The organism is Streptomyces sp. CGMCC 4.7035 (assembly GCF_031583065.1).
GTDB lineage: Bacteria > Actinomycetota > Actinomycetes > Streptomycetales > Streptomycetaceae > Streptomyces > Streptomyces yaanensis.
On sequence record NZ_CP134053.1, the window covers coordinates 3,593,790 to 3,615,648 of the forward strand.

Annotated in this window: 17 protein-coding genes; 14 read left to right on the top strand and 3 right to left on the bottom strand. The window is 72.2% G+C overall.

Annotation, left to right across the window (positions count from 1 at the left end; translation table 11 throughout):
• Positions 1–59: 59 nt before the first annotated feature.
• Both Q2K21_RS15315 and Q2K21_RS15320 read right to left on the bottom strand, forming a co-directional pair.
• On the bottom strand, positions 60–1,328 hold the full coding sequence (locus Q2K21_RS15315) for an FAD-dependent oxidoreductase (RefSeq protein ID WP_310771012.1): 1,269 nt from the start codon (positions 1,326–1,328) through the stop codon (positions 60–62).
• Positions 1,329–1,375: 47 nt separating this feature from the next.
• Entirely contained in the window at positions 1,376–1,828 is a 453-nt protein-coding gene (locus tag Q2K21_RS15320) for an SRPBCC domain-containing protein (protein WP_310771015.1), read from the bottom strand.
• 301 nt (positions 1,829–2,129) lie between these two features.
• Here Q2K21_RS15320 and Q2K21_RS15325 point away from each other — a divergent pair, with 301 nt between their 5' ends.
• The 14 genes from Q2K21_RS15325 (at position 2,130) to Q2K21_RS15390 (ending at position 19,080) form a co-directional block, all read left to right on the top strand.
• Positions 2,130–2,828, top strand: a complete 699-nt coding sequence (locus tag Q2K21_RS15325) for a hemerythrin domain-containing protein (protein WP_310771017.1) — start codon at positions 2,130–2,132, stop codon at positions 2,826–2,828.
• A 144-nt stretch (positions 2,829–2,972) separates the two neighbouring features.
• A complete protein-coding gene (locus Q2K21_RS15330; RefSeq protein WP_386276001.1) occupies positions 2,973–4,829 on the top strand; it encodes an HAD-IIIC family phosphatase in 1,857 nt (618 codons plus the stop codon).
• A gap of 202 nt (positions 4,830–5,031) precedes the next feature.
• Positions 5,032–6,822, top strand: a complete 1,791-nt coding sequence (locus Q2K21_RS15335; RefSeq protein ID WP_310771021.1) for a fatty acyl-AMP ligase — start codon at positions 5,032–5,034, stop codon at positions 6,820–6,822.
• 1 nt (position 6,823) lies between these two features.
• Positions 6,824–8,599 (top strand): acyl-CoA dehydrogenase family protein, encoded by a 1,776-nt coding sequence (locus Q2K21_RS15340; RefSeq protein WP_310771023.1) that lies wholly within the window; start codon positions 6,824–6,826, stop codon positions 8,597–8,599.
• A gap of 9 nt (positions 8,600–8,608) precedes the next feature.
• Positions 8,609–10,390: an acyl-CoA dehydrogenase gene (locus tag Q2K21_RS15345; RefSeq protein WP_310771025.1), complete on the top strand. Its 1,782-nt coding sequence runs from the start codon at positions 8,609–8,611 to the stop codon at positions 10,388–10,390.
• A gap of 54 nt (positions 10,391–10,444) precedes the next feature.
• On the top strand, positions 10,445–10,723 hold the full coding sequence (locus tag Q2K21_RS15350; RefSeq protein ID WP_310771027.1) for an acyl carrier protein: 279 nt from the start codon (positions 10,445–10,447) through the stop codon (positions 10,721–10,723).
• On the top strand, positions 10,723–13,743 hold the full coding sequence (locus tag Q2K21_RS15355) for a type I polyketide synthase (RefSeq protein ID WP_310771029.1): 3,021 nt from the start codon (positions 10,723–10,725) through the stop codon (positions 13,741–13,743). Before Q2K21_RS15350 ends, Q2K21_RS15355 begins: the two co-directional genes overlap by 1 nt.
• A complete protein-coding gene (locus tag Q2K21_RS15360; RefSeq protein WP_310771032.1) occupies positions 13,740–14,762 on the top strand; it encodes a 3-oxoacyl-ACP synthase III family protein in 1,023 nt (340 codons plus the stop codon). The genes Q2K21_RS15355 and Q2K21_RS15360 overlap by 4 nt, the downstream gene beginning before the upstream one ends.
• A gap of 55 nt (positions 14,763–14,817) precedes the next feature.
• Positions 14,818–15,060: an acyl carrier protein gene (locus Q2K21_RS15365; RefSeq protein ID WP_310771034.1), complete on the top strand. Its 243-nt coding sequence runs from the start codon at positions 14,818–14,820 to the stop codon at positions 15,058–15,060.
• Positions 15,057–15,926, top strand: coding sequence for a 2-oxo acid dehydrogenase subunit E2 (locus Q2K21_RS15370; protein ID WP_310771036.1), 870 nt, complete (start codon positions 15,057–15,059; stop codon positions 15,924–15,926). The genes Q2K21_RS15365 and Q2K21_RS15370 overlap by 4 nt, the downstream gene beginning before the upstream one ends.
• A complete protein-coding gene (locus Q2K21_RS15375; RefSeq protein WP_310771038.1) occupies positions 15,832–16,710 on the top strand; it encodes a 4'-phosphopantetheinyl transferase family protein in 879 nt (292 codons plus the stop codon). Before Q2K21_RS15370 ends, Q2K21_RS15375 begins: the two co-directional genes overlap by 95 nt.
• Before the next feature lie 106 nt (positions 16,711–16,816).
• The gene (locus Q2K21_RS15380) at positions 16,817–17,872 is read left to right on the top strand and encodes an alpha/beta fold hydrolase (protein WP_310771040.1); all 1,056 of its coding nucleotides are present in this window, start codon (positions 16,817–16,819) and stop codon (positions 17,870–17,872) included.
• Between the two features lie 27 nt (positions 17,873–17,899).
• The gene (locus Q2K21_RS15385; protein WP_310771042.1) at positions 17,900–18,085 is read left to right on the top strand and encodes a hypothetical protein; all 186 of its coding nucleotides are present in this window, start codon (positions 17,900–17,902) and stop codon (positions 18,083–18,085) included.
• Positions 18,082–19,080 (top strand): alpha/beta fold hydrolase, encoded by a 999-nt coding sequence (locus tag Q2K21_RS15390; RefSeq protein ID WP_310771044.1) that lies wholly within the window; start codon positions 18,082–18,084, stop codon positions 19,078–19,080. The genes Q2K21_RS15385 and Q2K21_RS15390 overlap by 4 nt, the downstream gene beginning before the upstream one ends.
• Before the next feature lie 75 nt (positions 19,081–19,155).
• Here the strand turns inward: Q2K21_RS15390 and Q2K21_RS15395 are convergent, their stop codons facing one another.
• Positions 19,156–21,837 (bottom strand): AfsR/SARP family transcriptional regulator, encoded by a 2,682-nt coding sequence (locus tag Q2K21_RS15395; RefSeq protein WP_310771046.1) that lies wholly within the window; start codon positions 21,835–21,837, stop codon positions 19,156–19,158.
• Positions 21,838–21,859: the final 22 nt, after the last annotated feature.

The window sequence follows — 21,859 nt, forward strand, 5'->3', positions numbered from 1 at the left end:
CGCCCGACGCCCGGATCCCTCGGCGGGATCCGGGCGTCGGCGCGTTCAGTGCGCGTGACTCAGGCGCGCGGAGCGGGCTCCTCCACCATCCGCCGGGCCACCCGGGGACCCGGCTGCTGCACCTGGAAGTACGCCCGCGACAGTACCCGCTGCTGCAGCGCGAAGTTGCGGTCCATGATCCGGTAGAGGGAGCGGCGGAAGACGCCGCCGAGCCGTCCCTCGAGCGCGAACAGCCGCTCCTGGCGCAGCTGCAGGGCGCGGGAGCGGTGTACGGACTCCTCCCGTGCGCTCTGGAAGGCCTCCCCGGCCTGCGCCAGCCGGTCCGGACCGCCGCCGGCGGTAAGCGCCCGCTCCACCAGCGGCGCCAGGGTGACGGCGTCGATGATCGCGTGGTTGACGCCCTGGCCGAGGATCGGCGTCAGCGTGTGCGCGGCGTCCCCCATGAGGATCAGACCGCCTGTCGACCAACGGGGCACGACCGTGGTGAAGATGTCCAGCATCGAGGTGTCCGACCAAGCCCGCACGGTGTCCCGTACCGCGTCCGACAGCTCGGGCGCGAGCCGGTCCAGACGCTCGTGGAGCGCGCCCAGCCCCTGGGCACGCAGGTCCTTCAGCCCGCCCTTGGGGATGTTGAGGCCCACCCGGACGCTGTCCGGATGGGTGGGGATGAACAGCCCGTGCTCGCCGCCTCGGATGCGGATGCGGTAGGTGTGGCCGTCCCACTCCTTCGGGAACGGGAGCCGCAGCCAGATGACGTCCCGGTCCAACGGCAGCTTCTGGTAGGGCAGTTTGGACAGCTCCCGGACCTTGCTGAACCGTCCGTCGGCCGCCACCGTCACAGCGGCCCGTACGGTGATCTCACCGTCGGGAGTGCGGGCGCGCACGCCTGTCACCGGGCCGTCCTCGCCCTTCTCGCGGAGCAGCCCCACGGCAGTGGCGGACTGACGGAGCGTGAAGCCCGGATGTTCCCGCCCGGCCTCGGCGAGGGCGGACAGCAGGGCCGGCTGCGGCAGTTCCACGGGGTAGGGGTGCGGGTAGGGGAACTGGGAGAGGTCGGCCCTGAGCACGACGCTGCCGGCGTCGACGATCTCCATGTGGTGCATCTGGACGTACGTCCCCTCGAGCCGGTCGAGTAGTCCGAGCCGGTCCAGCATCCACACCGAGTCAGGGGAGACGGACTCGCCCCGGAACGACCGGTTGAAGTGCCCGCTCTGCTCCAGAACCACCACCGAAACGGAACGCTTGGCGAGCTCCACGGCGAGCGTGAGCCCGGCCGGACCCCCTCCCACCACGCACACCTGTGCGGTCAGCTCTGCTGTCATCGTCATGCTGCCTCTCCAGCGGAGTCATGGTCGGTCGATCGTGGGATCGCGGCCTAAAGCTCCCCTTGCAGCGCGGTGACGGACTCCACCCGCTTCTTCAGCGCGTCGGTCAGGTCCTGGAAACCCTTCTCCGACGGGGTGATGACCGCACCGGAGAACGGCACCAGCAACCCGCTGAAGCACTCGCTCTGCAGCACCTGTGTGCCGCCGTCGCGCTCCGTCAGTTCGAAGCTGTGCACTCCGTCGAAGATGCCGGGCACGCCCAACCGGCCGCGCCAGCACAGTAGTCGGCCCGGCTCGCTGTGCAGCACGGTGGGCCGGAAGACCATCTCCCGTCCGTTTCCCGGCAGTCGGAAGCGCAGGGTCAGCCGGGCCCCGGGCGCGGCCCGCCCGGCGGCTTCGACGAGGAAGGGGTTCCACTCGTGGAATCGTTCGAAGTCGGACAGGACCGCCCATACTTGGTCGGTCGGCGCGGAGATGTGCACGGTTGACGAGATGCGACGCATGCGAGGTCCTTCCCGAGGCGTTGTCCGGCCACGCTAGCCGAGAGGCTCGAACAACCGCACCTACCAGGACTTTTGGCGCTAGTGACGCTTTAGCGGGCGCTCGGGAGTCGATGCAGGGAACCGGCACAGGGAACCGGCCAATTACGAAACTGCCGTTGCGTAATGGAGGGGCGATTCCTATCCTGAATAACGAAACGCACGTAGCGAAATGCTGATGGCGGTACGCGGCGCAAGAGCCGCTTTAGAGCGGCCGGACAGGATCCGGTCGCAGCAACCGATCACGAAGGCCAGGGTGAGGCTGATGTCGGCCAGGAACGGGCGGGAAGCGCTGCCGGACACCGGCGAGATGGTGGTGGTGCACCGGCTCTTCACACAGGAGTACCGAGCGTCGGTCGGGCTGGTGCGCGGCGTCGCCGCCGGGGACACCGCGCGCGGTGCCGTGGTGGCGGACCATCTCGCCGCGCTCGGGGCCATGCTGACGGAGCATCACCTGGCCGAGGACGAGCTGGTCTGGCCGCGGCTGAAGGACGACCCGGCGATCGAGCCCGCGCTCACCGCCCGCATGGAGGAACAGCACGAGCGGATCGCCGACGTCCTCGGCCGCGTGGAGCAGCTGCTGCCCGCCTGGCGCGCCGGCGCCGACCCCGCCCTGCGGGACGCCCTCGCCGACGCACTCGACGGCCTGCTGCCCGCGCTCGACGCCCACCTCGGCGACGAGGAGGAGCACATCCTGCCGCTCGTTCCCGGCTGCTTCACCGCCGAGGAATGGGCGGTCCTCAGCGAGCGCGGCCGGGCCGCCGTACCCAAGACCCACCGCCTGTACATGCTCGCCGCGTTGGGCGAGGCAGCCGGCCCCGACCGGCACACCGAGTTCCTCGGTCGCCTGCCCGGACCGGTACGACTGCTGTACCGACTGGTCGGCCCACGCCTGCGACGCCGTACCAAGTCCCGCCTGCACGGCACCCGATCGGCAGGGCCGGTCGGGGCGCCGGTGGCGTAGGACACCGGCCGACGTCCTGCACACGCCTCGCCGACCGACCTGACGCAAGCGAAGGGACGCTGAAGTGAGGAAGAGCTCGTGACCGCACCCACAACGACCAGGAGCGGGTCGGCCGACCGGACCGAGGCGCTGGACCGGGTCCGGATGCTGCATCGGAGCGGACGGCTGGCTGCCGAGTTCTCCGTGCTGCCCGGCCTGTTCGGCGCGCTGGCGCACGGTCCCGACGCGATGGCCGACCTGGGCCGTGTCGGCAGGCTGCTCGCCCGCGTCGATCCCGATGAGATCCGGCACCACCATCCCGACGCGACCCCGCTGACCGTCACCGTCTCGGGCCACGGCACCCTGGACGTGCTCACCGGACCGCTCACCGCCGAACTGGCGCGGCACGGCATCCCGCTCAGGGCCGTGCTCGGCGACCACGACTCCTGGCGGCGCGACCTGCAGGACACCTCCAGTCCGCTGTACGCCAAGGACACCGACCTGTCGCTGATCGTGCTCGACTCCGCGCACGTCCTCGACGAACTCCCCCTGCCCTGGCGGGTGTCGGACGCAGCCGAGGCGATCGGGGCCAAGCTGAAGCTGATCACACGACTCGTCGAGGCCTACGTCGCCGAGGCCTCGGGCACCCTCGTCCTCAACACCCTGCCCCTGCTCACCACCCAGCTCCGCCAGCTGGTCGACCACCGCTCCCGCACCGAACTGTCCGTGCTGTGGCGAGAGTTCAACACCGGCCTGCTGCGCCTCGCGCTCGACCACCCCCGGGTGCACGTCGTTGACCTGGAACCCCTCGTCGCCGAGTCGGGGCCGGTCCGCGACACCAGGCTCGCCGTCTACACCAAGGAGCACCTCGGCTCCGAACTGCTCGGCCGGTACGCCCGCGAGGTCGCCCACCTGGCCCGGGCGGTGCGCGGCCGCACCAAGAAGGTGCTGGTCGTCGACCTCGACAACACCCTGTGGGACGGCATCCTCGGCGACGACGGCCCGGACGGCATCGCGCTGTCCGGCACCTACCGGGGCGAGGCCTTCGCCGCCTTCCAGCGCGTGGTCAAACAACTCGGCTCGCAGGGCGTCCTGCTCGCAGTGTGCAGCAAGAACGACCAGGAACCGGTCGAGCGGGTCCTCGCCGACCACCCTGACATGGTGCTGCGGCCCGAGGACTTCGTCGCCGTCACCGCCAACTGGCGTCCCAAGGACGGAAATCTGCGCGACATCGCCGCCCGACTCAATCTCGGCATCGACAGCCTCGTCTTCGCCGACGACTCGCCCTTCGAGTGCGGGCTCGTCGCCAGCGGTGTCCCCGAGGTCGCCGTGGTCCGCCTGGACGAGGAACCCGCCCTGCACATCGACCGGCTGCTGGCCGACGGCTGGTTCGACACCCGCGAGCTGACCGAGGCCGACCGGCAGCGCGCCGGACAGTACCGGGCGGACGCCGGACGCCGGGAACTGCTGGATACGGCGGCCACGATGGAGGAGTACCTGCAGGCCCTGGACGTCCGCGTCACCGTCGCTGCCGTCACGGAGCCGGACATCCCCCGGATCTCCCAGATCACCCTGCGCACCAACCAGTTCAACCTCACCACCCGCAGGCTTCAGCCCGACGACGTACGCCGGCTGCTGGACTCGCCGCGCCACCTGGTGCTCGCGGTGCGCTCCCAGGACCGCTTCGGCGACAACGGCGTCGTCGGCGCGGTGTTCGCCGAGTGCACCGACGACGGGTTGCGCATCGACAACGTCCTGCTCAGCTGCCGGGTCTTCGCCCGCGGCATCGAACAGGCGGCCCTCGGCGCCCTCCTCGCCCACGCCCGCACCGCCGGCGCGACGGCAGCCTGGGCGTCGTACCGACCAACGGCCAAGAACCACAAGGTCCGTGACTTCTACCCGTCGCTCGGCTTCGAGACGGTCGCCGAAGGCGCCGACGGAGTACTCGACTTCCGGCACGACCTCACCCAACTCCCGCCCGTCCCACCGCATGTGACGCTTGACGCGACCTTCGACTCGTAACCGGACACGTTACCGAGCCACCCCCCAAGTGCCTGCCGTCCGCGAATCCCCCGTCGCGGACGGCAGGCCCATGTGCGCTTCCGGTTCCGGGGCGGCCGGCGAGCGCAAGCGAGGCCTTAGCGGGGCGAACCAGGATCGACGGTGTCCCAGCAAGCCATCGCCGGCGCCAAGCCGCGGATCTCGGAGAGGTCAGGCAAAGACGTTGACAAGCTTCCGAACCTTCACGGAACTGGTCCTGGACCGTGCCGCCGAGCTCGGTGCCGAGGACGCCTTCATCTTCCTGCCGGACGATGCCAAGGGATCGGTGCCCGAGCACCTGTCGTACGCAGGGCTCGACCAGGACGCCCGCCGCATCGCCTCCTGGCTGCAGGCCAACGGCGCGGGCGGCGGCCAGGTGCTGCTGCTGTACCCGTCGGGCACGGCTTTCATCAAGGCGTTCATCGGCTGCCTCTACGCCGGCTCCGTCGCCGTACCCGCCCCGCTGCCCACCGAACAGGGCCAGCACTTCACGCGGGTCTCCGGCATCCTGCACGACGCCGAGGTCCGCGCGGTGCTCACCGACTCCTCGGCCGCCCCGGAGATCTCCGCCTGGCTGGCCTCCGAGGGCAGGACGGACGTGCTGTGCCTGGCCACCGACACGGGGGAGTACGGGGACCCGGCCGCGTACACCGTGCCGGACCTGACCCCGGAGCACCTGGCGTTCCTGCAGTACACCTCCGGCTCGACCAACGATCCCAAGGGCGTGATGGTCTCGCACGGCAACCTACTGGCCAACGAGGCTGCGATCCAGCACGCCTCCGGTTCCACCTCGAGCGACCGGTTCGGCGGCTGGCTGCCCTTCTACCACGACATGGGCCTGATCGGGCACGTCCTACACCCCCTCTACACCGGCGGCTCCGCCGTGCTGCTGTCTCCGGTGTCCTTCCTGCGCCGCCCCGCCCGCTGGCTGAAGATCTTCGGCGAGTACGGCGCCACCATGGGCGGCGGCCCCAACTTCGCCTACGACCTGTGCACCCGCCGGGTCACCGACGAACAGCTCGCCGAACTCGACCTGTCCGGCTGGCAGGTCGCGGGCAACGGCGCCGAGCCGGTGCGCGCGGAGACCATCAAGGCGTTCAGCGAGCGGTTCGCCCCGGCCGGCTTCCGGCCCGAGGCCTTCTTCCCCTGCTACGGCATGGCGGAGACGACCCTGCTGGTCTCCGGCACCCGGCGCGGCGTCCGCCCCGTCGTGCGCACCGCCGACCCCGAGGCGCTGGAACAGGGCACGATCACCGACCCGCAGGGCCCCGACGCCCCCGTGCGCACCCTGGTCAGCAGCGGTGTCGTCCAGGACTTCACCGTGAAGATCGTCGACCCGGAGACCCGGCGCGAGCGGCCCGAGGGCGCCGTCGGTGAGATCTGGGTCAAGGGCGACAGCGTGGCCTCCGGTTACTGGAAGCGCCCCCTGACCAACACCGAGATCTTCGACGCGCACATCACCGACGGCAAGGGCGGTGAGGACGGGGGCGGCTGGCTGCGCACCGGCGACCTGGGCGCCCTGGAGGCCGGCGAGCTCTATGTCACCGGCCGGCTGAAGGAACTGATCATCTTCGCCGGACGCAACCTCTACCCGCAGGACGTCGAGCGGGCCGTGCAGTCCACCGACAAGGCGCTCGGCATCGGCTCCGGCGCGGTGTTCACCGTGGAGACCGACCGGGAGCACGTGGTCGTCGTCCAAGAGGTGCGCATGAGCGCGGTCGGCACCGACCTCAGGGAGGTCGCCACCCGCATCCAGCGGATGCTCGGCCAGGAGCTCAACATCCCCGCCGGCAACGTGATCCTGGTGCGGCCCGGCACCGTGCGCAAGACCACCAGCGGCAAGATCCAGCGCACCCTGATGCGCAAGCTGTTCCTGCAGGGCGCGCTCACCCCGCTGTACGAGGTGCTCGAACCGGCCGTCCGCGAGATCGTCGCCGACGCCACCGGCACCTCCCTGGTCCAGGCGGCGGTCTGACATGCGGGAGCCTGCACACCGCGGTGCCGAGGAACTGGACGGGTTCCTCGGCGATCCCGACGATCCGAGCGGCTGGTTCTCGCACGCCCGCTGCCTGGAACTGGACGAGCGGGAGGAGTTCCCCGCCGAGATCTGCCGCCGCCTCGACGACTGGGGACTGCCCGCCTACTACGTGCCCGTGGAGCACGGCGGCCGACTGCCCGACTACGAGCGGCTGCTGCACCTGATGCGGGCGGTCGCCCGCCGAGACCTCACCGTGGCGGTCGGGCACGGCAAGACCTACCTCGGCGCCGTGTGCGTGTGGGTGGCGGGTACCCCGGAGCAAGCCGCCCGGCTGGGCGCGGACATCCAGGCCGGGGTGCCGGTCTCCCTCGGACTGACCGAACGCGCGCACGGCAGCGACCTGCTCGCCGGCGAGGTGCACGGGGTCGCCGGGGCGGACGGCTGGCTGGTCAGCGGGGAGAAGTGGCTGATCAACAACGCCACCCGGGGCAGTGTGCTGTCGCTGCTGACCCGCACCGACCCGGCCGGCGGCCCGCGTGGCTTCAGCGTCCTGCTCGTCGACAAGCGCGAGCTGGACAAGGACATGTACCGCCATCTGCCCAAGGTGCACACGCACGGCATCCGCGGCGCCGACATCTCCGGCATCGCCTTCGACGCGGCCCGCGCCGACCGCTCAGCGCTGGTCGGCGCCGAGGGCGCCGGCCTGGAGGTCGTCCTCAAGGCGCTGCAGGTGACCCGCACCATGTGCGCCGCGCTCTCGCTGGGCGCCGCCGACCACGGCCTGCGCCTCGCCCTGGACTTCACCCAGGAACGCGAGCTGTACGGCCGTACGCTCGGCGAACTCCCGCAGGCGCGGCGGACGTTGGGCGAGGCCGCAGCCGACGTGCTGCTGCACGAGGCGCTGGCGACCGTCGCCGCCCGGCTGGTGCACACCCAGACCGACGAGATGAGCATCACCGCGGCGGTCACCAAGTACCAGCTGCCCAGCGGCACCGAGAACGTCCTCGCCCGGCTGACCCGGCTGCTCGGCGCCCGCGCCTTCCTCAAGGGCGTCCACAGGGGCGGCATGTTCCAGAAGGTCGAGCGCGACCACCGGATCGTCGGCCTGTTCGACGGCAACACGCTGGTCAACCTCAACTCGCTGGTCAACCAGTTCCGTTCGCTGGTGCGCGGCCGGCGACGCGGCACGGGCGACACGGCCGGGGCACGGGCGGCGTACGACCTCTCCGTGCCGCTGCCGCCGCTGCAGCCCGGTCGGCTGTCCCTGGTGGCCCGGCACGGCAGCGGAGTCCTGGCCGGACTCGATGAGTCGGTCGACCTGCTGAGCGAACTGGCCAAGCAGCGGCCCGAGTTGGTCCCGGTCGCCGAGGCCGCCCGGCGGATCGCGGCCGTCACCGACCGTGTGCACGACGAGATGGAAGGCCTGCAGGGTCTGATCGGCGATGTGCCGCCCGCCGCGTTCGACACCGCCCGCCACTACACCCTCTGCCACACCGCGGCGGTCTGCCTCGGCCTGTGGACGCACAGCGCGTCCCTGTTCGCCGGCACCGGCACCGAAGCCCTGTGGCGGGACGGACTGTGGCTGCGCGCCGCCCTGGACCGGATCCTGGCCCGCCTGGGCGAGCCGGACACCGGGGACGGGGAGGCGTACGACGCACTGGTCGACCACCTGATCACCACCCGGCGCTCCGGCGAACTCTTCTCGCTGCACCCGTACCGGCTGCCGGGAGCGTCGCACCGGCCGGCCGCCGAAGCGACCACCGTCAGGAACTGAGAGGACGCCATGCTGATCCCTGCCGCGGCCACCGGGCCGCACGAAGCGCCCGCCGGATCGGGCCCGTACCCGCCCGGCGGCCAGGAGGGCCGGGTCGTCGCCCGGATCGCCGAGCTGGAGAAGCGGTTGGGCGACCCCACCGACGAGCGCGGCGAGGTGTCGTACGCCAGGCTGCTGGAGGCCGACGAGCGCGGCGAGCTGTCCGAGGCAGGCGAGCGGGCGCTGGATGAGCTCGTGCTCAATGCGGACTTCGTGCCTCACCGGCTCGGCGGACGTCTGGAGCGCCTGGACACCCTGGTCCGGGTCATGCGGCAGGTCTTCCGCCGCGACATCGCCCTGGGCCTGGGCTACGGCGTGACCTCCTTCATGGCGGCCACCAACGTGTGGAGTTCGGGCACCGAGCAGCAGCAGCGGCGCCTGGCCGACCTGCTCCTGGACGGGCAGAAGGTGTCCGTCGCCTACCACGAGCTCGCGCACGGCAACGACTTCGTGCGCAACGAGTTCCAGGCCCGTCCGGTGGACGGCGGTTATCTCCTGCGCGGCGCCAAACAGGTCATCAACAACGCCGACCGGGCCGCCGCCTGGGTGCTGTTCAGCCGCACCAGCCCGGCCCCCGGCAGCCGCAGCCACTCCGTCGTCCTCGCCGAACGCGCGGGCGTCGACGCCTCCCGCTACCGGGTCCTGCCCCGCTATCACGCCGTCGGCGTCCGCGGCTGCCATCTGTCCGGCCTCGATTTCGACGACTGCCCGGTGCCCGCCGAGGCGCTGGTCGGCGAGGAGGGCAAGGGCGTCGAACTTGCCCTGCGCGCCTTCCAGATGACCCGCAGCGCGGTGCCCGGCATGGCCATCGGGGCCACCGACACCGCCCTGCGCACCGTCACCGGCTTCGCGCTCGGCCGGCAGCTCTATCGCAAGTCCGTCATGGACATCCCGCACGCGAAGGCCACCCTGTCGACGACCTTCCTCGACCTGCTGATCAGCGACAGCCTGTCGCTGGCCGCGACCCGCGCCGTGCACGTCCTGCCGGAGGAGACCAGCGTCTACGCCGCCGCGGTCAAGTACCTGGTGCCGAAGATGCTCACCGACGCCATGTACGACTTGTCGATCGTGCTCGGCGCCCGGTTCTACGTCCGCGAGGGCGAGTTCGGGATCTTCCAGAAGCATGTGCGCGACCTGCCGGTGCTCAGCCTCGGCCACGCCGGCTCCGCCGCCTGCCAGGCCACGATCATCCCGCAGCTGTCCCGGCTGGCCCGGCGCTCCTGGTTCAGCGACGACCCGGCGCCCGGCTCCGTGTTCCGGCTGCGCGAGGACCTGCCGGACCTCCCCTTCGACCGGCTCACCCTGGCCAGCGGCCACGACGGGCTGAGCGCATCGCTGGTCGCGGCCGTCGACGAACTGCCCAGCGGCAGCGCCGAGGAGCGGGCCGCGCACGGAGCGGCCCTGCGTCTCATGGATGAGCTCAGGCAGATCCAGGAACAGAGCCTCCACCTCGCCCCCCAGGACCGCACCGCCCTGGCCAGCCCGGCCACCTTCGCTCTCGCCGACCGGTACGCGGTGGTGCTCGCCGCCGCCTCGGTGATCGGCGTCTGGCAGCAGGCCCAGGGCGGCGAGGACGCCTTCCTCGCCGACCCGGCGTGGCTGGCCGCCGCCCTGCACCGGCTCGGCCGCAGGCTCGGCCACCCGCTGCCCGACCTGCCCGACTCCTGCGAGACGCGGCTGCACGAGGAGGTGCTGACCCGCTTCCATGAGACCCGCAGCTACGACCTGTACAACGCCCCGCTGGCCGGCTGATTTGCCGATGGTGCCAGAAGACCGATGACCTCTGACCGCTTGGAGGAGCGCAACATGTCCGTTCCCACCGCCGGACGTACCACCGAAGAGCTGACCACGTGGCTGTCCGACCGCATCGCCCTCTACCTCAAGCGCACCCCGGCCGAGATCGTCCCGACCGTGCCACTGGCCGAATACGGGCTCGACTCCGTCGCCGCGCTCAGCCTGTGCGGCGACATCGAGGAGGACTTCGACCTCGTCCTCGAACCCACGGTCGCCTGGGACTACCCGACCGTCTCCGCGCTCGCCGCCCACCTGGCCAAGAGCCTGGGCGCCGAGGCGGCTGCCGGCTGATGGACCGCCGTATCGCCATCGTCGGCATCGACTGCAGGTTCCCGGGGGCGCCCGACACGGGCGCCTACTGGGACCTGCTGATGCGCTCCGGAGACGGGATCAGTACGGTCCCCGAACAGCGGTGGGCCGCCCAGGAGTTCCACTCGCCGACCCCGGCCGAGGGACGCTCCAACACCACCCAGGGCGGCTTCATCGACGACCCCGACGCCTTCGACAACGAGTTCTTCACCATCTCGCCCCGCGAGGCCGCCGCAATGGACCCGCAGCAGCGGCTGCTGCTCCAGTGCGCCTGGCGCGCGGTGGAGGACGCGGGAGTGGCCCCGCACGAGCTCACCGGCAGTGCGACCGGCGTCTTCGTGGGCATCATGGGCAACGAGTGGGCCCAGCTCCACCTCACCGATTACGATCACGTCACCGCCCAGGTCGGCTCCGGCAACGGCTACTGCATGACCGCCAACCGGATCTCCTACCACCTCGACCTCAAGGGGCCGAGCCTCGCGGTCGACACCGCCTGCTCGTCCTCCCTGGTCGCCGTCCACCTGGCCGCGAACGCCCTGCTGTCGGGGGAGTGCGACCAGGCCGTCGCGGCCGGCGTCAATGTCGCCCTCACCCCCGCCCTGTCGATCTTCTACACCCAGGCCGGACTGTCCGCCCCCGACGGCCGCTGCAAACCGTTCAGCGCCCAGGCCGACGGTATCGGCCGGGGCGAGGGCGTCGGGGCCGTCGTACTGCGCCGCCTGGAGGACGCGCTCGCCGACGGCCAGCAGGTGTACGCCGTCATCCGGGGCACCGCAGTCAACCAGGACGGCCGCAGCAACGGCATCACCGCGCCCAACCGCTGGGCCCAGCAGGATGTCATCGAGGCCGCCTACCGGCGGGCCGGTGTCCAGCCCGAGGAGATCACCTTCACCGAGGGCCACGGCACCGGCACCGTGCTCGGCGACATGATGGAGGTCGCCGCGCTGGGCCACCACCACGCCGGGCGTACGGGCAAGCCGATGGCGCTCGGCTCGGTCAAGGGCAACCTCGGCCACACCGAGGGGGCGGCCGGCATCGCCGGGCTCATCAAGGTGGCCCTGGCGCTGCACCACCGCACGGTGCCCGCCAGCCGGTTCGCGATTAAGGAGAACGAGCAACTCGCCCTGCGCAAGAAGGGGTTGACGCTGCTCAAGGCTCCGCTGCGGCTGCCTCGCGGCACCAGCCTGGCCGGGCTCAGCAGCTTCGGCATGGGCGGCACCAACGCCCACGCCGTCCTGGAGTCCGCACCGCCCCAGGCGGCCCGTCCGACGAGCGCCTCGGACGCCGAGCCCACGGGTATCGGCACGGCGCTGTTCACCCTGACCGCCCCGTCCCCGCAGGCCCTGCGCCGCAACCTGACCGCGCAGGCCGACGCCCTGGCCGCCCGCCGGGCCCCGCTCGGTGCCGTCGGCCGGGCCTCCCACCGGGTCAAGACCGGGCACCGCTACCGCTTCGCGGTCCCGGCACCCGACACCGAGACGCTCGTCGAGCGGCTCAGGGCGGCCGCGGCCGACCCCGACCTGCTCGCCCGGCTCACCGGTGTGGGCGGCAAGACGCGCACCGCGTTCCTCTTCACCGGCCAGGGCTCCCAGTACCCGCGCATGACGGCCGGCCTGTACGAGGACTCGCCGCTGTACCGACGCTTCCTCGACGAGGCCGACGACGCCCTGCTCCCGCACACCGGGCGCTCGGTGCGCGACCTGATTCTGACCGGTGACGAAACGGTGCACCTCACCCGCTGGGCGCAGCCCGCCCTGTTCGCCGTCGGGTACGCCCTCGGCCGCACCCTGGGCGAACTCGGCGTCCAGCCCGACCTGTTGCTCGGCCACAGCGTCGGCGAGTACGCGGCGGCCTGCCTGGCCGGCGTGTTCCCGCTGGACGCGGCGGCCCGGCTGATCGCGGCCCGCGGCGAGCTGATGCAGCAACTCCCGGACGGCGGCGGCATGCTGGCCGTCCTGGCCGGCCCCGACGAGCTCCAAGCGTACCTCGCGGACGAGCCCGAGGTCGGCGTCGCCGTCGTCAACGGGCCGCGCGCCACCGTGCTCTCCGGCAACCTCATGGCCCTGCAGCGCATCGACAAGATGCTCGACCACGACCACCTGCGCACCCGGATGCTGCGCGTCTCGCACGCCTTTCACTCGCACCTCATGGAGCCGATGCTCGACTCCTTCGCCGAGATCGCCCGCGAGGTCGGTGGCGGTATCCCCGAACTCCCGCTGTACTCCACGCTGTTCGGCCGGGTCCTGGACGGCGAGCCGATGGACGCCGACTACTGGGTGGCGCACATCCGCCGCCCGGTGCTGTTCGCGGACGCCGCCCACGCCCTGCTGGAGGCGGGCCCCACGCACACCGTCGAGGTCGGCCCGTCCCCGGTGCTCTCCTCGCTCACCCGCAAGCTCCCGCCGTCCGCCTCGGGCACCCGCCCGGCCGCCGTGGCGCCGGTGCGCGGCGCCGACTCCGCCGGCCAGGATCTGGCGGACGCGCTCGCCGAGCTGTACCGGGGCGGTCTGACACCGAGGTGGGAGGCCGTGTACGAGGAGCGCGAGCGGACGCCGTACCGGCTCGCGCCGTACGTCTTCAGCGACGAGCACCGCTACTGGGCCCGCGGCGGCCCCGTCCGCGCCCGCCGCGACGAGCCCGAGGCCGAACTCCCGCGCATCGCAGGGGATTCCGCCGAGGAGAGCCGGCCGGCCGCCACCGAGGTGCTCACCCTGGAGCGCCCGGCGCCCACCGACCCCGTCGCCGAGGTCGTCCTGGGGGCCATCGGCCAGGTCGGCGGCTACGAGGCCGCCGAACTCGTCCCGTATCTGCGCCTCTACGAGGACCTGGGCTTCGACTCCGTGATGGTCATGGAGCTGAAGAACCGGATCGAGGAGCGGCTGCCCGCGCTCGCGGCGCTGACCGTGCAGGACCTGCTGCCCCGGCTCTCCTCGGTCGGCGACCTCGTGGACTTCCTGCGGGAGCACTGCGCCACCGCACCCACCGAGGAGAGGACCGCATGAACGACAAGCAGGTGTACCTGTCGTCCGTCGGCACCGCGCTGCCCGGCGAGCCGGTCGGCAACGCCGAACTGGCCCGGGTGCTCGGTGCCAACGAGGAGTGGATCGAGGTCTTCATCGGCACCCGCACCCGGCACTTCGCCCGCGACCTCGCCACCGGCGAGGTGCGTTGGTCGCTGGCCGACCTGTGCGCGATGGCCGCCGACCGGGCGGTGCGGGCCGCCGAAGTCGCCCTGGAGGACATCGAGTTCGTGGTGCTGGGCACCGCCACCCCGGACACCCTGATGCCGGCCACCGTCAACAACGTGACCGACCAGCTGGGCCTGGACCAGGTGCCCACCTTCCAGCTCCAGTCCGGCTGCGCGGGCGCCGTGCAGGCGCTGAGCCTCGGGCGCACCCTGATCACGTCGGGGGAGTACCGCACCGGCCTGGTCATCGGCGGGGACGTGTGCAGCAAGCACCTCGACACCGGCCGCGACCTGACCAAGGCGGCCCCCAGCGACCTGGTCAACTACGTGCTGTTCGGCGACGGGGCAGGCGCGGCGGTGCTCAGCGACGAGCCGAGCGGTGAGCAGGTGGCCCTCCGGCATGTGCTGAACCGTTTCACCGGACTGGGGCGCAAGCCCGGCCAGGTGATCGAGTGGTTCGGCCTGGCCGACCGCCACGACGACCGCCAGGCCCTCACCGAGGACTACAAGGCCATCGAGGAACAGGTCCCGGTGATGGCCGTGGAGATCCTCTGGGAGCTGCTCGGCGAGCTCGACTGGTCCGTCGACGACCTCGACTACCTGTTGCCGCCGCAGCTGTCCGGCCGGATGACCCGGAAGATCACCGAACAGCTCGACGTGCCGGGCGCCACCGAGATCTCCTGCGTTGCCGAGACCGGCAACAACGGCAACGCCCTGCCGTTCCTGCAGATCGAACGGCTCCTGGAGAAGATGACGGCCGGTCAGAAGGCGCTCGCGGTCGCCGTCGAGTCCAGCAAGTGGATCAAGGCCGGCTTCGCCCTGGAGAAGGCATGAGTCCTGGGACAGGCACGAGGCCTGGAGAAGGCACGAGCAACAACCTGGAGGGGACATGACCCGGCAACTCACCTACACCCTCGCCGACTTCGTCGACACTGTCCGCGATGAGCTGGGCCTGCCCGTGGCTGACGACCAGATCGGCGCGGACTTCGACGAACTCCCCGAGTGGGACTCGCTGCACCTGCTGAAGCTCGTTACCGCCATGGAACAGGACAGCGGCTGGTCCGTGCCGGTCGGCAGGGTATTGGAGGCCCGCAGCCTCAAGGAGATCTACGAGCTGGCGGTTCCCGCGTGAACAGCGCCGCCCCACACCCGCACGTCGTACGGCGCCGCCGCCACACCCTGTACTTCCTGGAGTGGGCGGCACGGCAGCGGCCCGTGCACCTGGACACCGAGGTCGACATGACCCGGATCCAGGCGCACCGGACCGCCGCCCGTGCGGGCGACACCCGCTACTCCGTGGTGAGTTACCTGCTGTATGCCGCCGGGCGCACCCTGGCCCGGCACCCGGAGGCCAACGCGGTCCTGGCCCCCGGCCGGCCCTCGCTGCTGCGCGCCCCGCGCATCACCCGCTTCGAGTCGGTCACCGCGAAACTCGCCCTCGACCGCACCATGGACGGCGAACGCACCGTGCTGTCCGCCCTGTTGCACGGACTCGAGGACGCCTCGCTCGCCGAGATCCAGCGCGGCGTCGACCGCTACCGCGGCGAACAGGCCGTAGAACTCCCAGAGTTCAAAGGCGTCCGCATGCTCGGCCGGCTGCCCGTGCCGCTCGGCCGCGCCGCCTTCGCCGCCGTACTGCGCGATCCGCGCAGACGTCCCGGGATCTTCGGCACCGTCTCGGTCAGCTCCCTGGGACACAGTGCCGTCGACGGATTCCACTCCGCCGGCGGCACTGCCATCACCCTGACGGCGGGCCGCATCCTGGACCGGCCCGTGGTACGCGACGGCCGGATCGAGCCCGCACCGGTCATGCGGCTCGGGCTGACCTTCGACCACCGAGTGATCGACGGGGCCACCGCCGCGGACGTGCTCAGCGATCTCCGAGACACCATGGAGGACTTCGATGACGGCTCCAGGGAAGGCGTCCCCGGGCCGGGCCTTCGGGGAGCCGATCGTGATCACCGGACCGCGCGGGGACTGGAACAGAGTCCGGCGTGATCTGGCCACCCACGCCAGTGCGATCCTCTACGCCCGCCTCGACGACTGGCGTCCGGAACGCGCCGGCGGGCCCCGGCTGCGCGTCCTGCTCGGCCGGGACTGGGGCCGCTACCTGGACCTGACCCACCCGGAGGTGCGCACCCGCTTCGCCTCCTCCCGGGTGCTGCTGAAGTACGCCGCCGGGGCGGCCCTGCACGTGCCGCCGCAGTCGGTGGAACTCGGCTACACCCCGTCCGGACGGCCGTACCTGCACGGCTACGACGGGGTGCAGATCAGCCTCAGCCACACCGACGACCTCCTCCTGGTGGGCCTCGCCACCGGCGCGGTCATCGGCGTGGACGCCGAACGCGCCGACCGCCGGATGTACGGGGCGGGCCTGGGACGGCACCTGTGCACGCCCCGCGAGACCGAGCTGATCGAGGCCATGGCGCCCGAGGAACGCGACCCGGCCCTGATCAGGCTGTGGACCCTGAAGGAGGCCTACAGCAAGGCCATCGGGCTCGGCATGCAGTTCCGCTTCACCGACTTCGGCTTCGAGACCGACGGCACCCCCACCGGGGTACGGCGCCCGGACGGGACACCGGGCACCGGCAGCGAGTGGTCCTTCCGCACCTATTCGCTGCTCGGCCGGTACACGGTCAGCGTGGCCGTCGGCGACTCCGGTTTCGGCGTCACCACGGACACCCAGGCGCACACCATGCTCGACGGCGGCATCGTCGACGCCCTCGCCGAGGCACTCGGCGCCGAGGAGAACGACCGGCAGGGGGGCGACGACCTGTGGTAAGCGAACCTCCGGGCCACGTCCCGGGGGCGGGCCGTTCCGCACAACTCCGTACAACCGGTCCTCAAGCGGCGGCCCGGACACTGAACGCACCCAACGGGGAGTCACCATGGACTATCTGGCCGAACTCAAGGAATTTGCCCTACTGCACGGCAGAGGACAGGGCATGGCGCCGCGCCGGATTGCCGCGGTCCTGGAGCAGATCACCAACGACACCGAAGGCGATCCCGACTCCTGGGCCGCGACCTGGACCCGCGCGGGCCGCGCCGCCGCCGCCCGCGGCCGCCACCTCGACGCCTGCGCCCACTTCGCGCTGGCCCGCTTCCCCCACCACGGCGATCCGGTACGGCAGTCGGCCGGCCGGCTCCTGGTGTCGGCCTTCGACACCTGGCGCCGCCGCAAGGGCGGCATCGAGCGCCTCGAACTCCCGCTGGCCGGTGGCACGTTGGCCTGTTACGCGACCGGCCTGGACGCTCCCCGCCCGCGCCCCCTGATCGTCGTCATGGGCGGCATCGTCAGCGTCAAGGAACAGTGGGCGCCGATCCTGCCGCTGCTCGGGCGGCTCGGATTCGCCGCCGTGGCCGCGGAGTTCCCCGGGGTCGGCGAGAACACCCTGCGATACGCCCCCGACTCCTGGCAGCTCTTTCCCGACCTGCTCGACCGCCTCGCCGGTCGCGCGAAGGTCTCCGACACCTCCATGCTCACTCTCAGCTTCAGCGGCCACCTCGCCCTGCGCGCCGCCATCGACGACCGTCGCATCCGTCGGATCCTCACGGTGGGCGCCCCCGTCGGGGCCTTCTTCACCGACGCGGACTGGCGGCCCAGGGTGCCCGGCATCACCGTCGACACCCTGTGCCGCCTCACCGGCGCCGTCGACGAGACGGCCCTGTGGAAGGCGCTGGCGGACCACGCGCTCGACGAGGAACAGCTCGGACGCGTCCGCATCCCCGTCCGGTACGTCGCCAGTGCCCGCGACGAGATCATCCCGGCCGACGAGCAGCGACTGCTGGGCGCCCTGCCCGACCTGCGCGTGAAGACGTACGACGACGTGCACGGCTCACCGGGCCACCTGGGCGCGATGCGGCGCTGGCTGTTCGCGCAGTTGCTGCTGACCCGGACCCGACCCTCCCTCACCACGAAGAGGACACCGCTTCACACCCACTGAACGCCCTCGCACCGAGGAGAGACGGCCATGACCGACAAGTCCACCACCAGGAGCCGGGCAGCCTCGACGGTGCGCCCCTGGCAGAGTCTCGCCTCGCTCGGCGTGAGCGAGAGCGATCTCACCTCCACCCGTTTCCAGCCCGCGCCCACGCCGTTCGAGACCGACGGCCGGCCGGGCCGTACCCGCCGCCACGGGCGGCGCGAGGAGGCATGACCCACGTGGCCGTACAGCATGTGCCGGGCGCCCGGGGCGGCGGGAGCATCCGGCTCCGCCACCGCACGGTGCACGGCTACCGCAGAGCCTTCCGGATGGCCGGCAAGGGCGACGCCGTCCTGCTCATCCATGGCATCGGGGACTCCTCCGACACCTGGCGCGACGTCATGCCCGGCCTGGCCAAGCACTACCGGGTCATCGCACCCGACCTGCTCGGCCACGGCCGGTCCGACAAACCCCGGGCCGACTACTCGCTCGCCGCGTACGCCAATGGCATGCGGGACCTGCTCAGCGTCCTCGGTGTCGAGCGGGCCACCATCATCGGGCACTCGCTCGGCGGCGCGGTCGCCATGCAGTTCGCGTACCAGTTCCCCGACCGGTGCGAGCGTCTGGTGCTGGTCGGCACCGGTGGGATCGGCCGTCAGGTCACCCCGCTGCTGCGGGCGGCCACGCTGCCGGGTGCCACGCTTCTGCTCCAGCTGCTCCAACTGCCCACCGTGCGCTGGCAGTGGGGCGCCGTGGTGAAGACCCTGCAGTGGCTGCGCACCGACCTCTCCGTGGACGCGCCCGATCTGCTGCGGGTGGTCGAGGCGCTGCCCGACGCGACGTCGCGCAACGCCTTCGTACGCACCCTTCGGGCGGTCGTCGACTGGCGCGGACAGGTCGGCACGATGCTGGACCGCTGCTATCTCGCCCAGGGCATGCCGACGATGCTCGTCTGGGGCGGCCGCGACCAGGTGGTGCCCGCCCTGCACGCCGGCCTCGGCCATGTCTCCATGCCCGGCAGCCGCCTGGAGATCTTCGAGGACGCCGGCCACTTCCCCTTCCGCAGCGACCCCGACCGCTTCCTCACCGTCGTCCGCGACTTCATCTCCACCACCCGCCCGACCCACTTCAGCCCCGAGGAATGGCGAGCCATGCTCCGCAACCGCCGCCCGGCGGTGCGGCCGGCGGAGCCGGAGGCCGAACCGCCGCGCAGGCTGCGACCTGCCTGACCGGCGGTCTTCGGAAACGGCGAGAGCGGGGAGGGACTCCTCCCCGCTCTCGCCGTTTGCGCATCCCCGAGCGGCTCAGGCCGCGATCCGCCGCGTGTCGTCCATCAGCCAGACGCCGGGCCGTACCTCCAGCCGGGCCCAGCCCTCGTCCCCGCCTCGCACCAGATCCGCCGTACGCCGCGCGTACCCTCGCCACCGACCGTCCCCCAGGGAGCGAGCCGCCGCCTCGCACTCGGCGAGTTGCGCGAGTCCCTCCGACGGGCGGCCTGCGACGAGTGCCACCAGGGCCAGCCCGCGTCGTGCCTCCGCGCAGCCCCGGGTGTCGCCCTCCTCGGCGGCCACCTCGAGGGCACGTGTGTACAGGCCTTCCGCCCGGTCGAACTCCCCGAGCCCGAGCAGGACGTCCGCCTCGCCGGTGAGGCAGCGCGCGGCGCCCACCCGGTCGTCGACGAGCGTGAACAGCCGCGCCGCATGACGGTGGTAGTCCGCGGCCCGCCCGGTGTGCCGGCGTTGCCAGGCGAGATCGCCCAGCGACCGCAGCAGTACGGCCTCCGCGAGCGTGTTCCCGGCCTGGCGGGCGGCATCCAGCGCGAGCTCGTGGCCCGTCTCCCAGTCGTCCCACAGCCCGCACGCCTCGTAGTAGCCGCTCGTCGCCGATGCCAGCGCGCAGGCGAGATCCCACAGCCCGCTCGCGTGCAGCCGCCGCAGCACCTCCAGCAGCCCCGGCGCCTCGGCCTGGAACCACCGCAGTGGTACGACGACGGAAGGGTCGTGGGCGGCCGGCCCCTGCAGATCCGGCTCCAGTACCCCGGCCAGCCGGTCCCGTCCGGGCGTGAGCCGGGCGTCGGCGGCCCGCGCCCGCAGCAGACAGGCCCGGCCCAGCCGCGCGGTCGCCTCGGTCGCGGCCTCCTCGCCGCCCACCTGGTCCAGGATGTCCAGGGCGAGGGAACGCAGCAGCGTGTGGTAGCCGTAGCGGACCGGTTCAGGGCCGTCGGCCGACGGGCGGGCCTCCAGCAGATGCGAGCGCACCAGCCCTTCCAGCCGTTCCTCCGCCGCGTCCGGTGCCATGCCGAGCAGCGACTGCGCGATCCACAGCGGGAAGTCGGGCAGCGGAGCCAGCCCCAGGGTCCGGAACGCGTGCCGTTCCGCCTCCGAGACCTCCTGGTAGGCCGCGAGCAGCCCGCCGCGCACGTCCAGGTCGCCGAGCGACAGCGCGCCGAGCCGGGTGCGTTCGTCGGCCAGTCGCCGGGCGAGCCCGGCCGCGTTCCAGTGCGGGTGGACCGCGACCGCGCCGGCGGCGACCCGCAGGGCGAGCGGCAGCCGGCCGCACAGCCGGGCGATCCGGTCCACCGCGGCCGGGTCCTCGGCCATCCGGGGCCCGCCGGTGGCCAGCAGCAGCGACCGGGCGTCCCGCGGGGCGAGCACGTCGAGCACCAGATGCCGGGCGTGCTCCAGCGCCCCCAGCGGGCGGCGGCTGGTGAGCACGACCGCCGCGTCGGGCACGGCCGCCAGCAGCGGTCGTACCTGCGCCTCCGACACCACGTCGTCCAGCACCAGCAGCAACTCGCGGGCCCGCGTGGCGCGGTGCAGCAGGTCCGCCAGCTCCTCCGGTTCCGAGGGCAGCACGTCGGGGACGGGCCGCAGCAGCCGGCGCAGCAGCGCCGACATCGCGGCGTACGGCGTCAGCGCCCGGCCCGCCGAGTCCCGCATGGCCAGCAGGATCCGCCCGGCCTCGAAACCCTTGGCACGGTGGGCGAGTTGGACGGCCAGCGTCGTCTTGCCGACCCCGGGCCGGCCCGAAACGGCGACGATGCGCGGGGCGCCGGATGCGGCGAGGAGCCGCTCGTAGCGGGCGAGTTCCTCGTCGCGGCCGGTGAAGTCGGTGAGCGCGGGCGGCAGCCACAGCAGCGGCCCGGACCGCTCCGGGTCGCGGGCGGCGGGCAGCGCGGAGACGGTGGCCGACGGCGACAGTGCGGGGCGGGCCGCGCGGGCCCAGGCCGGGTTCCAGGCGAGCGCCGGATCGGAGGCGAGCACCCGGCTGAGGATGCGCTTGAGGGACGCGTCGGGCTCCACGCCCAGCTCGTCCACCAGCGCGCGCCGTACCCGGTGGAAGGCCTGGACGGCGTCCGACTGCCGTCCGGAGCGGTACAGCGCCACCATCAGCAGCCCGTGCAGCGTCTCCCGCATCGGGAACTCGTGCGCCAGCGCCATCAGTTCACCGATCAGCTCCTGGTGGCGCCCCAGTTTCAGATCGGCGCCGATCCGCTGCTCCAGCACCTCCGAGCGCAGCTCGTCCAGCCGTATGGCCGTCGCCTGCAGCGCCGGACCGTGCGGGATGCCGGAGAGTGCCGGGCCGGTCCACAGGGCCAGCGAGTCGGCCAGCAGCCGGGAGGCGGTGGCGTAGTCGCGTTCGTCGTAGGCGGCCCGGCCGCGGGCGCGCAGCGACTCGAATACGGCGAGGTCGAGATCGTCCGGCCCGACCCGGATGAGATAGCCGGGCGGCTGGGTCAGCAGCGGCTGGCCCCTCTCCTCCGTGTCCCCTCCTTCGAGGAGCGCCTTGCGCAGCTGCGACACGTACACCTGGAGCGTCGTCGCCGCGGTGCGCGGCGGTTCCATGCCCCACAGCTCGTCGATGAGGCTGTGCGTGGAGACGACGCTGTTGCTCTGCACCAGCAAGGTGGCCAGCACGACCCGTGGTTTGGCGGCGGTCGGCGTGCGTGGCTGCATCCGCACCGGCCCCAGTACCCGAAAGCGCATGGTTGCTCCTCGTGCCGTGCCG

What these genes read in the sequence shown, in the direction of transcription:
- Q2K21_RS15320 (WP_310771015.1), bottom strand. Translation starts at nt 1,828, where the DNA reads ATGCGTCGCATCTCGTCAACCGTGCACATCTCCGCGCCGACCGACCAA.
- Q2K21_RS15375 (WP_310771038.1), top strand. Translation starts at nt 15,832, where the DNA reads ATGACGGCTCCAGGGAAGGCGTCCCCGGGCCGGGCCTTCGGGGAGCCG.
- Q2K21_RS15360 (WP_310771032.1), top strand. Translation starts at nt 13,740, where the DNA reads ATGAACGACAAGCAGGTGTACCTGTCGTCCGTCGGCACCGCGCTGCCC.
- Q2K21_RS15325 (WP_310771017.1), top strand. Translation starts at nt 2,130, where the DNA reads ATGTCGGCCAGGAACGGGCGGGAAGCGCTGCCGGACACCGGCGAGATG.
- Q2K21_RS15395 (WP_310771046.1), bottom strand. Translation starts at nt 21,837, where the DNA reads ATGCGCTTTCGGGTACTGGGGCCGGTGCGGATGCAGCCACGCACGCCG.
- Q2K21_RS15315 (WP_310771012.1), bottom strand. Translation starts at nt 1,328, where the DNA reads ATGACGATGACAGCAGAGCTGACCGCACAGGTGTGCGTGGTGGGAGGG.
- Q2K21_RS15350 (WP_310771027.1), top strand. Translation starts at nt 10,445, where the DNA reads ATGTCCGTTCCCACCGCCGGACGTACCACCGAAGAGCTGACCACGTGG.
- Q2K21_RS15340 (WP_310771023.1), top strand. Translation starts at nt 6,824, where the DNA reads ATGCGGGAGCCTGCACACCGCGGTGCCGAGGAACTGGACGGGTTCCTC.
- Q2K21_RS15355 (WP_310771029.1), top strand. Translation starts at nt 10,723, where the DNA reads ATGGACCGCCGTATCGCCATCGTCGGCATCGACTGCAGGTTCCCGGGG.
- Q2K21_RS15330 (WP_386276001.1), top strand. Translation starts at nt 2,973, where the DNA reads ATGCTGCATCGGAGCGGACGGCTGGCTGCCGAGTTCTCCGTGCTGCCC.
- Q2K21_RS15390 (WP_310771044.1), top strand. Translation starts at nt 18,082, where the DNA reads ATGACCCACGTGGCCGTACAGCATGTGCCGGGCGCCCGGGGCGGCGGG.
- Q2K21_RS15380 (WP_310771040.1), top strand. Translation starts at nt 16,817, where the DNA reads ATGGACTATCTGGCCGAACTCAAGGAATTTGCCCTACTGCACGGCAGA.
- Q2K21_RS15365 (WP_310771034.1), top strand. Translation starts at nt 14,818, where the DNA reads ATGACCCGGCAACTCACCTACACCCTCGCCGACTTCGTCGACACTGTC.
- Q2K21_RS15345 (WP_310771025.1), top strand. Translation starts at nt 8,609, where the DNA reads ATGCTGATCCCTGCCGCGGCCACCGGGCCGCACGAAGCGCCCGCCGGA.
- Q2K21_RS15385 (WP_310771042.1), top strand. Translation starts at nt 17,900, where the DNA reads ATGACCGACAAGTCCACCACCAGGAGCCGGGCAGCCTCGACGGTGCGC.